A 13,458-nucleotide genomic window follows, 5' to 3' on the forward strand; every position below is an offset into this window, starting at 1 on the left:
GGGCCCCTGCATGAAAAAGGGGGGATGGCAATGTCATTTGCTGCTGATACAAAGAAAGAATTAACGCAGTTAGAAAGCAAACCTTGTTGTGCAAGATCAGAGCTAGCAGCACTTATACGAATGAACGGATCGATTTCGTTTGGTAACAGACAGTTGATTCTTAACATTCCAACGGAACATGCTGCCATTGCAAGAAGGATTTATACGCTTATTAAGCGGATTTACAATTATGATGTTGAATTGCTTGTTCGTAAGAAAATGAGATTAAAGAAAAACAATGTATACATTGTTAGGGTCTCAGCAAAAGCGAGAGAACTTCTTGAAGATCTCGGTATTATGGATAACGCATTTACGTTTACGAGAACGATTTCGCAAGATTTCACAAAAAAGGCCTGTTGCAAACGCTCTTATTTAAGGGGCGCATTCCTTGCAGGAGGTTCAATTAATCACCCTGAAACCTCGTATCATCTTGAGATCTTTTCCATGTATGAAGAGCATACAGAGTCACTCTGTAACTTGATGAATGAATTTGGTTTAAATGCAAAGATGCTCGAGCGAAAGAAAGGGTACATTGTTTATATTAAAGAAGGCGAAAAGATTACGGAGTTTTTAAGTGTAGTTGGGGCCCATCAGGCACTGCTTTATTTTGAAGATGTTCGCATTATGAAAGATATGCGTAATTCCGTGAATCGGATTGTGAATTGTGAAACAGCCAATTTGAATAAGACAGTTGGCGCCGCTTTTCGCCAGGTCGAGAATATCCGCTTCATCCAAAAAGAAGTTGGCCTCGAAATTCTTCCCGATAAATTAAGGGAGATTGCCGAGCTTCGAGTGAAGCACCAGGATGTGACGTTAAAAGAACTTGGCGAGATGGTTACGGGTGGAGCGATTAGCAAATCGGGTATCAATCATAGATTGAGAAAAATTGACCAAATAGCTGACAAACTACGTGATGGTAAACCCATTTCATAGGTCATTCACAAAAATAGCTTCCACCTAAATGGTGGGAGGTAGCTTTTTTCGCTAGTAGCAAAGTAAAGAAAAACAATCATTCCCTTGCTTGGGGAATGACGTTTTTCTAAATTTTTCACAGTCTGAGATAGCGCTTACTTAGGTTTAAGGTAAGAAAACGAGCATCTGCTGACACCTGTTTTTAGCACATGCTAAACAAAGTCCTCGATCCGTTTTTCTTATCAGCAGTTATCAATAAGGGAGGAATGAACAAGTGGTTCAAAAAGAAGTTGTTGTGACATTAGAAACAGGATTACAAGCTCGACCTGCGGCTCTTTTCGTGCAGGAAGCCAACCGATTTAATTCTGATATTTTTCTTGAGAAAGACGGTAAAAAAGTGAATGCTAAAAGTATCATGGGGATCATGAGCCTTGCGGTTGGGACAGGAGCTTCCGTTATTTTAACTGTTGATGGTAATGACGAAGAGGATGCCATCTCTTCACTCATTGATTTTGTACAAAAAGACTAAAAAAACGAAGGCTTACCGGTGAGTGCGCGCGGTAGCCTTCGTTTTTTATTATGATAACCATTTTTCATCAAAAAAAGAGCCTTTCCTAATTCAGGAAAGGCTCTTTTAAGATGACGTTATGCTTTCTTTTCCATAACTTCGTCAATTAAGCCGTACTCTTTCGCTTCTGTTGCTTCCATGAAACGGTCACGATCTGTATCGCGATCAATTGTTTCAAGTGGTTGACCTGTGCGTTCAGAAAGAATTTTGTTCAGCTTTTCGCGCATTTGAATAATGCGTTTTGCGTGAATCTCAATGTCAGAAGCCTGACCTTGTGTACCACCAAGCGGTTGGTGAATCATAACTTCACTGTTTGGTAGTGCATAACGCTTACCTGGTTCACCAGCTGCGAGAAGGAAGGCACCCATTGAAGCAGCCATACCGATGCAGATTGTGGATACTTTTGGCTTAATGAATTGCATTGTATCGTAAATTGCCATACCTGCTGTAATCGAACCACCAGGGCTATTAATGTAAAGTGAGATATCTTTATCAGGATCTTCTGCAGCTAGGAAAAGAAGCTGAGCAACGACTGCATTTGAAACGTTGTCGTCTATTGCTGTTCCTAGCATAATAATACGGTCCTTAAGAAGACGAGAATAAATATCGTACGCTCTTTCACCGCGGTTCGTTTGTTCAATTACCGTTGGAATTAAAACCATTTAAAATTCCTCCTTTATTATAATGGAATATGTAGTTGCTGTACGTTCATCATACCTAAAAGGTCAATATAGGTCAAATAAAGTGCTGTATGATTTTCGAAAAGATGAATAAGGTGATATTTTCTCCTTCTCTACCTACATCCATTTTCCCCGCCTTTCCTTATTTTAAACAGATCGAGTGCTCCTTTTTTTGAGTCGGTCATCTGCTAAGAAATAGGCTAAGATTCGTCTCTCTACCTGATTTCGTATTTGAATCGAAGAATAGCGATAGGTTTGATTGTACCCACGACAGAAGACTTTGCAAATGACAACATCTTCTTTTGTTTCTTCAATGTAGACACGAATTCCTTTTTCGTGAAGCAAGGCTTTGGCCCATTTTAAATCAGTGGAGGCAAGTGTCATAGATGATCGAATCAGTTCCATGTAAGGGCGAGGAAGCTTCATTCTAGATTGTTTTACCCAGGTTGTATCAATTTCCAGCACTCTTTTTACGTAAGGAAGTAAGAGGTAATGTCTTAATGCCTTCGTTTCTTCTTTACTTAATTGGAACACGATCATCACCGCCTAAGAGAACATATGTTTGGTTTTACTTTACTATGAGACAATTGAGACGTCAAGGACTTTGAAAACTCAAAGTTCAGGGATCAAACGAATCGAAGAACAGCTAGTCGTTTTAGGTGAAAATCACCTTGCAAAAAAAGGGAGAATCCCGTATAATAATGTTTGCGCTAATAAAGCGCGCCCGTAGCTCAGTTGGATAGAGCGGTGGTTTCCGGTACCGCGTCAGTCGGGGGTTCGAATCCCTCCGGGCGCACCAAATATATCATTCCAATCCCCTTCGCTTATACGTGAGGGGGATTTTTGCTGTTCTTTTCTATCTATATGATGTACGACACTCTTGAAAACTATAAAAGTGTCCACGTGGAGTAGAAATTGTTTATGAAAATGACTATAGGTGCTAATAGTGTTAATTTCTCGGTTTTTGTTTCATGATCAAGCAAAAATAAAAAAAAGAGTAGAACTCGTCCACTCTTTTTGCTATCAGTCGTGCCTTCTAACAATCTTGATCATCATCACGTCTATTGCTGCCTGCTCCATTCATCGTGTGTTTGAAGCCTGAGTGCATTCCAGTAGCGCATAGTCCAAGCCATAATCCGATGAAGAAGGCTTTCTTAAAATCTTCCGGTTCGACGTAGATATGACTCATCACTATTCCGATGATAATAGAAAGGATGGGTAAGAACCTTACCGGAAAACCAAACACCTTGAAGAGGTGTACTACTCCAATGATGACTGGAAGCAAAGCAATTCCATATACAGCTAAATCCATGGTATTTGCCTCCTTTTTTCTCTCTATGTAACAGTTTATGTTGAAATTTGACTAAAGGACGGGCTTTTTCATCAATTTTCATAAAAATGGTGTCAAGAACCATCTTGAAAAAACAGAAAATTCTGCTCATTTTTAGTTTTTCATACCATAAGATGAAACGATATAGTATGATGAAGGTGGAGGGATTGCGATGGAATTAGGATTGATACAAAAGCAGACAACGAAACTAGTCATGACAACCCAGTTGCATCAAGCGATTTCTATACTCCAATATTCCACAGCTGAATTACTGGAGTACGTGAAAGAACAGGCTCTTGAAAATCCACTCATTGAACTACAGTCACCATCCTGGGACGGAGGCATTCGTTCTTCTAAACGCTCTTACGATAGTGGCACGAGACAAGATCCGATCGAATATGCGGAAACAAAGAAAAGTCTGCATGATGAACTGCACGAGCAGATGAGATGTATAAGCCTACCCAAAAAAATAACCGGCATTGTCCATTATTTAATCGATAACATTGATGAAAGTGGCTATTTGCGAATAAATGAGCCAGAAGTGATGGCTTATTTGCGTGTTGACCAAATTGAATTAACGGAAGCGGTCCGACAAGTACAGTTGCTTGATCCTCCTGGTATAGGGGCTCGCTCATTGTCGGAATGTCTTTTTTTACAGATAAAAGGGCAAGGGACTGTCTTTGAACTTGCTCGCGCACTTGTATCACATGATTTGAAAGCGTTAGCAGAAAAGAAATATCGAGTGCTTTCAAAACAATATAATGTGTCAGTTGAGCAGATTCAGCAGGCAGCAGATTTAGTAGCAGACCTTGATCCGCGCCCAGGATCAAAATGGGTTGTGGAAAAGCCTACTTACATCGTTCCTGATGTGATGATCACGGAGAAAAACGGTCGGTTTATCGTTGCGTTACTTGACGATGATTTACCTGCGATGAAAGTGAGTAACACGTATCAATCGTTTAAAAATAACGAGGCGGCCGAGTACTTAAAAAACAAATATCAGCAAGTGAGCTGGTTAATGAAAAGTATTGAACAGAGAAAACAAACGTTAAGGGCGATTATGGATGTTGTGATTGTTCATCAACAGCGGTTTTTAAGAAACGGTATGAGTGAGCTTGTGCCCATTACGTTAAAGGAAGTAGCTAATGAAGCTCAAGTTCATGAGTCGACAGTAAGTCGTGCCATTAAAAGCAAATATGTTCAGACGCCGCATGGTTTGTTCCCATTAAAAGATTTGTTCACTTCAAAGCTAGCGAGTGAATCTGGAGAAGGGGCTTCTTCTTCCAGTGTGAAACTATTTATTAAAGAACTTGTGGAGAATGAGAATAAACTTAAACCGTTATCTGATCAAAAAATTGTAGAAGCCCTTCATATTCAGCGGGGAATTGATGTATCAAGACGAACAATTGCGAAGTACCGAGACGAATTAAAGATCTTAAGTTCATCAAAGCGAAAGCGATTTACGTAACAGCTGCCGAGCAGGCGGCTCTTTTTTTGCATTAGAATATCTTATTCAGTAAACTTAAAAATTGTAAGAGGGGAGGTTTAACACGTGAGTAAATCGGTTATTTTATATTCGAAAGCGACATGTCCGCTTTGTGATGAGGCGGCTCACCTTCTCGAGGAGCTTCAGAATGAAATGTCGTTCTCATTCCAGACGATTGATATATATAGCGATGAGGAACTGTTGGAAAAGTTTATGTTAATGATTCCGGTAGTTGAAATCGATGGGGATATCATTGATTATGGTCGGATTTCAAAAAAAACACTAAGAAAACGCTTACTTTAAAATTTTCAGTATAACATAGTTGCCCATGCTTTTGGCAACTGCTACAATGAAAAATGTAAGAAGTTCTTTTTGATCCAGGTGGGACTAAAAATGTCTAAGCGGGACATAATACGTCTCAGGAGATGAAGAACGACAGGGGAGACGAACTATGCGCTCATTATTATCACTTCAACAAAAATTATTGCCGGACATGCTAGAAGTTATGAATAAGCGCTATCGGGTATTGAGACAACTAAGACTAATGCAGCCTATTGGCCGCCGAAGTCTTGCGAACAGTCTGGATATAACGGAGCGAGTTCTTCGAAGTGAAGTAACGTTCTTGAAAGATCAGGGGCTACTACATATGTCTGTACAAGGTATGCACCTGACAGAAGAAGGTGAACAGCTTCTATTAGAACTAGAACCGGTAATGAATGAAGTTTCCGGTCTCGATAACCTCGAAAAACGCCTGAAAGATAAACTTGGCATACCGGAAGTATTTATTGTCCCTGGTGATAGTGATGGAACTCCCTGGGTAAAGAAAGAAATGGGCAGAGCCGCTGTGGGACGCTTGAAAAAGTTTCAGCTAAAAGATAGAGTGATTGCTGTGACGGGCGGGACCACACTCGCAGGTGTAGCCGACATGATGATTCCTTCTTCAGATATGGAAGGAACGCTCTTTGTTCCGGCCCGAGGGGGTCTCGGTGAACAAGTTGAAAATCAGGCGAACACGATTTGTGCGAAGATGGCTAGAAAAGCCCATACCGACTATCGTTTGCTACATGTTCCAGATCAGCTAAGTGAAGAAGCGTACCAATCTCTTATAGAAGAACCTGGCGTGAAAGATATCCTTGAGATAATTAAGTCAGCCGGTATTGTGGTTCATGGGATTGGGGAAGCTAGAACGATGGCACAGAGGCGTAAGTCTACGCTTGATGTTGTTGAAAAGATTGAGCGAGAGCATGCTGTTGCTGAAGCGTTTGGGTATTACTTCAATCAGTCAGGAGAAGTCGTTCACAAAGTGAAGACAATCGGACTACAGCTTGAAGATTTAGAACGTAGTGAATTAGTCATTGCGGTAGCCGGCGGCCGTTCGAAAGCAAAAGCCATCGAAGCCTATCTAAAGACAGGGATCCAAAGTATCCTTGTAACTGATGAAGGCGCCGCTAAAGCGTTATTAGAGGGAGATTCCCTTTATTAAATAAAACACACCTCGGGAAACGAGGAAATTCAAGGAGGAACTACACAATGGCAACAAAAGTAGGTATTAACGGTTTTGGACGTATTGGACGTAACGTATTCCGTGCAGCATTAAACAACCCTGGTGTTGATGTTGTAGCTGTAAACGATCTTACAGATGCAAACATGCTTGCACATCTTCTTAAATACGATTCCGTACATGGAGAACTTAATGTTGAAGTTGAAGTTAACGGTGAGAATCTTGTAGTTAACGGAACTGAAATCAAAGTTCTTTCTGAGCGCGACCCAGCACAACTTGGATGGGGAGATCTTGGTGTTGAAGTGGTAATCGAATCCACTGGCCGTTTCACAAACCGTGACGATGCTGCGAAGCACCTTGAAGCAGGAGCTAAGAAAGTTGTCATCTCCGCACCAGCTAAAGACGAAGATATCACAGTTGTTCTTGGTGTTAACGAAGACAAGTACGATGCAGCTAGCCACCACGTTATCTCAAATGCATCTTGTACAACGAACTGTCTTGCACCAGTTGCTAAAGTATTGAATGACAAGTTCGGTATTAAGCGCGGTCTAATGACGACAACTCACTCTTATACAAACGATCAGCAAATTCTTGATCTTCCACATAAAGACTACCGTCGTGCTCGTGCGGCTGCTGAAAACATCATTCCAACATCTACAGGCGCTGCTAAAGCAGTATCTCTTGTACTTCCAGAGCTTGATGGTAAGTTGAATGGTATGGCTATGCGTGTACCTACGCCAAACGTATCAATCGTTGACCTTGTAGCTGAACTTGATCAAGACGTTTCAGTTGACGAAGTAAACGCTGCTCTTAAAGAAGCTGCTGAAGGCGATCTTAAAGGATACCTTGGTTATAGCGACGAGCCACTAGTATCAAAAGACTACAACGGTAACCCGAACTCTTCAATCGTAGATGGTCTTTCTACAATGGGTATCGATGGAAACATGGTTAAAGTTATCTCTTGGTATGACAACGAGTGGGGCTATTCTAACCGTGTTGTAGATCTAGTCGACTACATCGCTGCAAAAGGGCTATAATAAGAATTGTTAATAGAGGAGGAGGAAGTCTTGGGCCTTCCTCCTTTTCCATTGTCATTACTAACGATATAGCTTTAGTTAAAAGGTAAACCTTTTAATACTTTGTGCAGAGGAGGACATGCGTGATGAACAAAAAATCAATTCGTGACGTCGAGTTAAAAGGCAAAAAGGTATTCTGCCGCGTTGATTTCAATGTACCTATGGAAGATGGAAAGGTAACAGATGAAACACGCATTAAAGCAGCACTTCCAACGATCAAGCATTTGTCTGATCAGGGAGCAAAAGTTATTCTGGCAAGTCACCTTGGTCGACCAAAAGGTGAAGCTGTTGATGAGCTACGTCTTGATCCGGTTGCAGACCGTTTAAGCGACCTTATTGGCAAAACCGTTACAAAAACAGATGCAGTGTATGGTGAAGAAGTTGACCGTGCGATTGCAGATCTTGAAGATGGCGATCTTCTTCTTATTGAGAATGTTCGTTTTGAGGCTGGAGAAGAGAAGAATGATGAAGAACTTGCGAAGAAATTTGCTGCAATGGCAGATCTTTACGTAAATGATGCTTTTGGCGCTGCACACCGTGCTCACGCTTCAACAGAAGGCATTGCTCATCATATTCCTGCTGTAGCTGGTTTTCTTATGGAGAAAGAACTTGAAGTTCTTGGAAGTGCTCTAACAGAACCTTCCCGTCCATTCACAGCAATCATCGGCGGAGCAAAAGTTAAGGACAAAATCGGTGTGATTGATCACCTACTTGATAAAGTAGATAACTTGATCATTGGCGGTGGACTTGCTTACACATTCGTGAAGGCTCTTGGACATGAAGTTGGCTTATCCCTTCTTGAGGAAGACAAAATTGATCTTGCGAAATCCTTCATGGATAAAGCAAAAGAAAAAGGCGTTAATTTCTACATGCCACAAGACGTTGTGATTGGCGACGATTTCTCCAATGATGCCAACACGAAAGTCGTAAGCATTGAAGAAATTCCTTCTGACTGGGAAGCACTTGATATCGGACCAAAAACGAGAGAAACGTACAGCAAAGTGATCGCTGAGTCAAAACTCGTTATCTGGAACGGACCAATGGGTGTATTCGAGCTTGATATCTATGCAAATGGAACAAAAGCAGTAGCTGAAGCACTTGCGAACGCAAAAGATACGTACTCTGTTATTGGTGGCGGTGACTCTGCAGCAGCGGTTGAGAAATTCAACTATGCTGATCAAATGAGCCACATCTCTACTGGTGGTGGTGCTTCTCTTGAGTTCATGGAAGGGAAAGAACTTCCTGGGGTTGTCGCACTGAACGACAAATAAAATACTTATGTTTTAATCTTATAAAGGGATGGTGAGTGAACATGCGCAAACCAATCATCGCAGGTAACTGGAAGATGAACAAAACACTTACGGAAACAAAGAGCTTTGTTGACGAAGTGAAAGGACTTATTCCTGATGGCAATCGCGTAGATTCCGTTGTCTGTGCTCCTGCTCTTTTCCTTGATTATTTAACGGATGAGCTAGAAGGAACAGCACTTCAAGTAGGTGCTCAAAACATGCACTTTGAAGAAAACGGCGCGTTTACAGGTGAAATTAGCCCTGTAGCACTTAACGATCTTGGAGTAGGCTATGTCATTCTTGGTCACTCTGAACGTCGTGAGCTATTTGGTGAAACGGACGAAATCGTGAATCAAAAAACTCATGCAGCGTTTAAACATAATCTAACGCCAATCATCTGTGTCGGTGAAACGCTTGAACAGCGTGAGAGCGACGTAACAGAAGATATTGTAAAAGGACAAGTTCAAAAAGCAATCGCTGGTTTAACAAATGAACAGGTAGCTCAATCTGTTATCGCATATGAGCCAATCTGGGCAATTGGAACTGGTAAAACAGCGACAAGCGATCAAGCAAATGATGTATGTGCATTTATCCGCGGCGTCCTTAAAGACGAAACGTCTGACGAAACAGCTAATGCGGTCCGTATCCAATATGGCGGCAGTGTGAAACCTGGTAACATTGACGAGCTTATGGGTAAATCCGATATTGATGGTGCTCTAGTCGGCGGCGCAAGCCTTGATGCGAAATCTTTCCTACAGCTTTTGGAGGCTGGTCAGAATGCCTAAAAAGCCAGAAGCTCTCATTATCTTAGATGGTTTCGGCCTTCGAGATGAAGAAAAAGGGAATGCCGTAGCACACGCAAACAAACCAAACTTTGACCGTTATTGGAACCAATATCCTCACGCAACCCTACAAGCGTGTGGGAAAGCTGTTGGTCTTCCAGAGGGACAAATGGGGAACTCTGAAGTTGGTCATTTGAATATCGGTGCAGGACGCATTGTGTATCAAAGCTTAACAAGAGTAAATCTCGCGATTGAAGAAGGCGACTTCTTTGAGAACGAAACATTTTTAGAAGCGATTGACCATGTGAAGAAAAAAGGAACAAGCCTACACTTGTTTGGACTTCTTTCTGATGGTGGGATTCATAGTCACATTAAACATCTTTTCGCTCTTCTTGAACTTGCTGCGAAGCAGGGACTTGAAGATGTGTACGTTCACGGTTTCCTTGATGGTCGCGATGTTGGCCAACAATCTGCGAAAACCTACATTCAGCAGTTAGAGGATAAAATGGAAGAAGTCGGAGTTGGTCGTCTTGCGACGCTCTCAGGCCGTTATTATTCCATGGACCGCGACAAACGTTGGGATCGTGTTGAAAAGTCTTACCGTGCCCTGGCATACGGTGAAGGCCCTTCTTACAAAGACCCATATGAGATGATTGATGATAATTACGAAAATGAAATCTATGATGAGTTCGTTCTTCCTTCTGTTATGACGGAAGAAGACGGTTCACCGATTGCGACGGTAAATGATGAAGATGCTGTCATCTTCTTTAACTTCCGTCCTGACCGAGCAATCCAGATTTCACAAGTGTTTACAAATGATGATTTCCGCGGTTTTGATCGTGGGGAAGAACGTCCGAAAAATCTTCATTTTGTCTCACTCACTCGTTTTAGTGAAACAGTTGGAGGCGACGTTGCTTTCAAACCAACAAACCTTGATAATACGCTTGGTGAAGTACTCGCTCAACAAGATTACAAGCAGCTGCGTATTGCTGAGACTGAAAAATACCCACACGTTACGTTCTTCTTTAGCGGTGGACGCGAAGAAGAGTTTCCTGGGGAAGAACGCATTCTTATCGACTCTCCGAAGGTTGCAACCTATGACTTGAAACCGGAGATGAGCGCCTATGAAGTGACGGACGCGTTGCTGAAAGAACTCGATGCCGATAAGCACGATGCAATTATCTTAAACTTTGCGAACCCTGACATGGTTGGGCATTCCGGAATGCTTGAACCAACAGTCAAAGCCATAGAGGCGGTTGACGAATGTCTTGGTAAGATCGTTGATAAAATCACTGAAAAAGGCGGACATGCCATTATCACCGCTGACCACGGGAACTCAGATGAAGTGACAACGCTTGATGGCGATGCGATGACCGCTCATACGACGAACCCAGTACCTGTTATCGTTACAAAAGAAGGTGTAGAGCTTCGTACAGATGGTATTCTTGCGGACCTTTCACCAACACTTCTCGATTTGCTTGGCGGCAAGCAACCGAAAGAAATGACAGGAAAATCATTAATTAAATAACTTACATTTAAAGGAGATGACACGTTATGCCAATCATTACTGACGTTTATGCACGCGAGGTCCTTGACTCCCGCGGCAACCCAACAGTTGAAGTAGAAGTATTTACAGATGCAGGTGTTAAAGCACGTGCAATGGTACCATCTGGCGCATCCACTGGTGAATACGAAGCAGTTGAACTTCGTGACGGTGACAAAGATCGCTACCTTGGTAAAGGTGTAGAAAAAGCAGTAGCTAATATCAATGAAACAATTGCTCCAGAACTAGTAGGAATGAGCGTTTACGACCAGCTTGGAATTGACCACATGATGATCGACCTTGATGGTACTGACAACAAAGGTAAGCTAGGTGCTAACGCAATTCTTGGCGTATCAATGGCTGTTGCACGCGCTGCTGCAGAAGAGCTTGAGCTTCCACTTTACGTTTACCTTGGTGGATTCAACGCAAAAACTCTTCCAACACCAATGATGAACATCCTTAACGGTGGAGAGCATGCGGATAACAACGTAGACATTCAAGAATTTATGGTAATGCCTGTTGGCGCACCTTCTTTCAAAGAAGCACTTCGTACTGGCGCTGAAATCTTCCACAGCCTTAAAGGCGTTCTAAAAGAAAAAGGCCTTAACACTTCTGTAGGTGACGAAGGTGGATTCGCTCCTAACCTTGGTTCAAACGAAGAAGCGATCCAAACAATCATCGAAGCAATCGAAAAAGCTGGCTACAAGCCTGGTGAAGAAGTCATGCTTGCGCTTGACGTAGCATCTTCTGAAATCTACAGCGACGGTAAATACAACCTTGCTGGTGAAGGCGTAGTGAAGACTTCTGAAGAGATGATCGAATTCTACAGCCAGCTATGTGAAAAATACCCAATCATCTCAATTGAAGATGGTCTTGATGAAAACGACTGGGAAGGTTGGGAGAAACTTACCCAAGCACTTGGTGAGAAAGTTCAGCTTGTTGGTGACGATCTATTCGTTACAAACACAAACAAACTTTCTGAAGGAATTGAGCGTAGCGTAGGTAACTCAATCCTAATCAAAGTGAACCAAATTGGTACACTTACTGAAACATTTGATGCTGTTGAAATGGCGAAGCGCGCTGGTTACACAGCTGTTATCTCTCACCGTTCTGGTGAAACAGAAGATACAACAATCGCTGATATCGCTGTTGCGACTAATGCTGGACAAATTAAAACAGGCGCACCGTCTCGTACGGACCGCGTAGCAAAATACAACCAGCTTCTTCGTATCGAAGATGAGCTTGAGCACCTTGCAATCTACGGTGGCCGTAAGAGCTTCTACAACTTAGATAAGAAGTAAGTTAAACAAACCCCCGCGTGAAGACGCGGGGGTTTTTGATGGGTTCTTATCTTTTTTAAGTCTTTGTTAGTGAACAGTGTTGATTTATGGCTCATTTGCGCGAAGTTGAGATTTCACTCAAATGAGCCATAAATCAAGAAATCAATAATATGAGATAACATAGCCTTTTTTAAAAGTGATTTTGTTTTGAGGACGGGTTTCTATGACGAGCCATACTTCGTAGCTGATTGAAGCGGAAGGTGCTCGACTCCTGCGGGATAAGCGGGACAGGTGAGACCCCACAGGAGTGTAAGCGACGAGGAGGCTCACCGCCCGCCCCGCGGAAAGCGAGCACCTGGAGCGCAAATCAGCCACCACTCTTATCGGAACAACGTCTACAAAAACAGTCGTTACCGTTCAAGAAGTGTTAACACAATGTTAAGAAGGTATGAGAATGTCCTGTATTACCGAAATAGATTGCTTTTACTGAAAAATTTATGGTAAATTTATAGTATTGGAAAGGCTATAGTCCGGGAGGTGGAATCATGCATCTTGCAGCTACAATTGCATTAGTTATCGTTTCAATCTTACTTATTACTGTCGTCTTGCTTCAGTCAGGTAAAAGCGCCGGTTTATCAGGAGCTATTACCGGTGGAGCTGAGCAACTATTCGGAAAGCAGAAGGCCCGCGGTTTTGAAGCGGTTTTAAATAGAGTAACGGTAGTACTTGCCGTATTGTTCTTTGTTCTTTCAATTCTCGTTGCGTATCTTGTGTAACGGTAATCAGAAAGCAGCAGGTGTTGAGTCACTTGCTGCTTTTTTCATTGTACTGTAAGAATTTTTAAATGACTAAAGTATAAGAAAAACTAAGGCTTCCGCTAGTACTTGGCGGCAAGCTTTTCTAAGAGGAAGCGAAAGGAAGTTTTTTGTCGAATGGAACAGGGAAATAAGCTATAAGAACGAATTCCTTTTG

15 protein-coding genes and 1 tRNA gene are annotated in these 13,458 nt (G+C 42.2%); 13 read left to right on the forward strand and 3 right to left on the reverse strand.

Features of this window, described 5'->3' with window-relative positions:
* Positions 1–30: 30 nt before the first annotated feature.
* Together whiA and LC090_RS03800 are read left to right on the forward strand one after the other, a co-directional pair.
* Complete coding sequence (gene whiA / locus LC090_RS03795; protein WP_226655451.1) at positions 31–972, forward strand: DNA-binding protein WhiA; 942 nt, start codon at positions 31–33, stop codon at positions 970–972.
* 253 nt (positions 973–1,225) lie between these two features.
* A complete protein-coding gene (locus LC090_RS03800) occupies positions 1,226–1,480 on the forward strand; it encodes an HPr family phosphocarrier protein (protein ID WP_224596393.1) in 255 nt (84 codons plus the stop codon).
* 116 nt (positions 1,481–1,596) lie between these two features.
* On the opposite strand, the gene clpP is transcribed toward LC090_RS03800, so the two are convergent.
* Both clpP and LC090_RS03810 read right to left on the reverse strand, forming a co-directional pair.
* Entirely contained in the window at positions 1,597–2,181 is a 585-nt protein-coding gene (clpP, locus tag LC090_RS03805; protein ID WP_098445023.1) for an ATP-dependent Clp endopeptidase proteolytic subunit ClpP, read from the reverse strand.
* A gap of 165 nt (positions 2,182–2,346) precedes the next feature.
* Positions 2,347–2,733, reverse strand: coding sequence for a hypothetical protein (locus LC090_RS03810; RefSeq protein ID WP_226655452.1), 387 nt, complete (start codon positions 2,731–2,733; stop codon positions 2,347–2,349).
* A gap of 186 nt (positions 2,734–2,919) precedes the next feature.
* Here LC090_RS03810 and LC090_RS03815 point away from each other — a divergent pair.
* Positions 2,920–2,998: transfer RNA gene (locus tag LC090_RS03815), tRNA-Arg, on the forward strand.
* A 237-nt stretch (positions 2,999–3,235) separates the two neighbouring features.
* Here the strand turns inward: LC090_RS03815 and LC090_RS03820 are convergent.
* A complete protein-coding gene (locus LC090_RS03820) occupies positions 3,236–3,511 on the reverse strand; it encodes a hypothetical protein (RefSeq protein WP_226655453.1) in 276 nt (91 codons plus the stop codon).
* Positions 3,512–3,701: 190 nt separating this feature from the next.
* Here LC090_RS03820 and rpoN point away from each other — a divergent pair, with 190 nt between their 5' ends.
* The 10 genes from rpoN (at position 3,702) to secG (ending at position 13,262) form a co-directional block, all read left to right on the forward strand.
* A complete protein-coding gene (gene rpoN, locus LC090_RS03825; protein ID WP_226655454.1) occupies positions 3,702–4,997 on the forward strand; it encodes an RNA polymerase factor sigma-54 in 1,296 nt (431 codons plus the stop codon).
* 84 nt (positions 4,998–5,081) lie between these two features.
* Positions 5,082–5,318 carry a glutaredoxin family protein gene (locus LC090_RS03830; RefSeq protein WP_226655456.1) on the forward strand — a complete coding sequence of 79 codons (237 nt, stop codon included), beginning with the start codon at positions 5,082–5,084 and terminating at the stop codon, positions 5,316–5,318.
* A gap of 148 nt (positions 5,319–5,466) precedes the next feature.
* Positions 5,467–6,498, forward strand: a complete 1,032-nt coding sequence (locus LC090_RS03835; protein WP_226655458.1) for a sugar-binding transcriptional regulator — start codon at positions 5,467–5,469, stop codon at positions 6,496–6,498.
* Positions 6,499–6,545: 47 nt separating this feature from the next.
* Entirely contained in the window at positions 6,546–7,553 is a 1,008-nt protein-coding gene (gene gap / locus LC090_RS03840; protein WP_224882168.1) for a type I glyceraldehyde-3-phosphate dehydrogenase, read from the forward strand.
* Between the two features lie 125 nt (positions 7,554–7,678).
* The gene (locus tag LC090_RS03845) at positions 7,679–8,863 is read left to right on the forward strand and encodes a phosphoglycerate kinase (protein WP_226655460.1); all 1,185 of its coding nucleotides are present in this window, start codon (positions 7,679–7,681) and stop codon (positions 8,861–8,863) included.
* A 41-nt stretch (positions 8,864–8,904) separates the two neighbouring features.
* Positions 8,905–9,666 (forward strand): triose-phosphate isomerase, encoded by a 762-nt coding sequence (gene tpiA, locus LC090_RS03850; protein WP_226655462.1) that lies wholly within the window; start codon positions 8,905–8,907, stop codon positions 9,664–9,666.
* Positions 9,659–11,191: a 2,3-bisphosphoglycerate-independent phosphoglycerate mutase gene (gene gpmI / locus LC090_RS03855; protein WP_226655464.1), complete on the forward strand. Its 1,533-nt coding sequence runs from the start codon at positions 9,659–9,661 to the stop codon at positions 11,189–11,191. Before tpiA ends, gpmI begins: the two co-directional genes overlap by 8 nt.
* 26 nt (positions 11,192–11,217) lie before the next feature.
* The gene (gene eno / locus LC090_RS03860) at positions 11,218–12,507 is read left to right on the forward strand and encodes a phosphopyruvate hydratase (RefSeq protein ID WP_224882172.1); all 1,290 of its coding nucleotides are present in this window, start codon (positions 11,218–11,220) and stop codon (positions 12,505–12,507) included.
* Between the two features lie 227 nt (positions 12,508–12,734).
* Positions 12,735–12,917: a hypothetical protein gene (locus tag LC090_RS03865; RefSeq protein ID WP_226655466.1), complete on the forward strand. Its 183-nt coding sequence runs from the start codon at positions 12,735–12,737 to the stop codon at positions 12,915–12,917.
* Positions 12,918–13,031: 114 nt separating this feature from the next.
* Complete coding sequence (secG, locus tag LC090_RS03870) at positions 13,032–13,262, forward strand: preprotein translocase subunit SecG (RefSeq protein ID WP_224596343.1); 231 nt, start codon at positions 13,032–13,034, stop codon at positions 13,260–13,262.
* Positions 13,263–13,458 lie beyond the last annotated feature (196 nt).

It is taken from the genome of Guptibacillus hwajinpoensis, assembly GCF_020524165.1.
Taxonomy (GTDB): domain Bacteria; phylum Bacillota; class Bacilli; order Bacillales; family Guptibacillaceae; genus Guptibacillus; species Guptibacillus hwajinpoensis_D.

Coding starts and splice junctions, on each gene's coding strand:
- whiA (WP_226655451.1), top strand. CDS start 31: ATGTCATTTGCTGCTGATACAAAGAAAGAATTAACGCAGTTAGAAAGC.
- clpP (WP_098445023.1), bottom strand. CDS start 2,181: ATGGTTTTAATTCCAACGGTAATTGAACAAACGAACCGCGGTGAAAGA.
- LC090_RS03820 (WP_226655453.1), bottom strand. CDS start 3,511: ATGGATTTAGCTGTATATGGAATTGCTTTGCTTCCAGTCATCATTGGA.
- rpoN (WP_226655454.1), top strand. CDS start 3,702: ATGGAATTAGGATTGATACAAAAGCAGACAACGAAACTAGTCATGACA.
- LC090_RS03835 (WP_226655458.1), top strand. CDS start 5,467: ATGCGCTCATTATTATCACTTCAACAAAAATTATTGCCGGACATGCTA.
- gap (WP_224882168.1), top strand. CDS start 6,546: ATGGCAACAAAAGTAGGTATTAACGGTTTTGGACGTATTGGACGTAAC.
- LC090_RS03845 (WP_226655460.1), top strand. CDS start 7,679: ATGAACAAAAAATCAATTCGTGACGTCGAGTTAAAAGGCAAAAAGGTA.
- tpiA (WP_226655462.1), top strand. CDS start 8,905: ATGCGCAAACCAATCATCGCAGGTAACTGGAAGATGAACAAAACACTT.
- gpmI (WP_226655464.1), top strand. CDS start 9,659: ATGCCTAAAAAGCCAGAAGCTCTCATTATCTTAGATGGTTTCGGCCTT.
- eno (WP_224882172.1), top strand. CDS start 11,218: ATGCCAATCATTACTGACGTTTATGCACGCGAGGTCCTTGACTCCCGC.
- secG (WP_224596343.1), top strand. CDS start 13,032: ATGCATCTTGCAGCTACAATTGCATTAGTTATCGTTTCAATCTTACTT.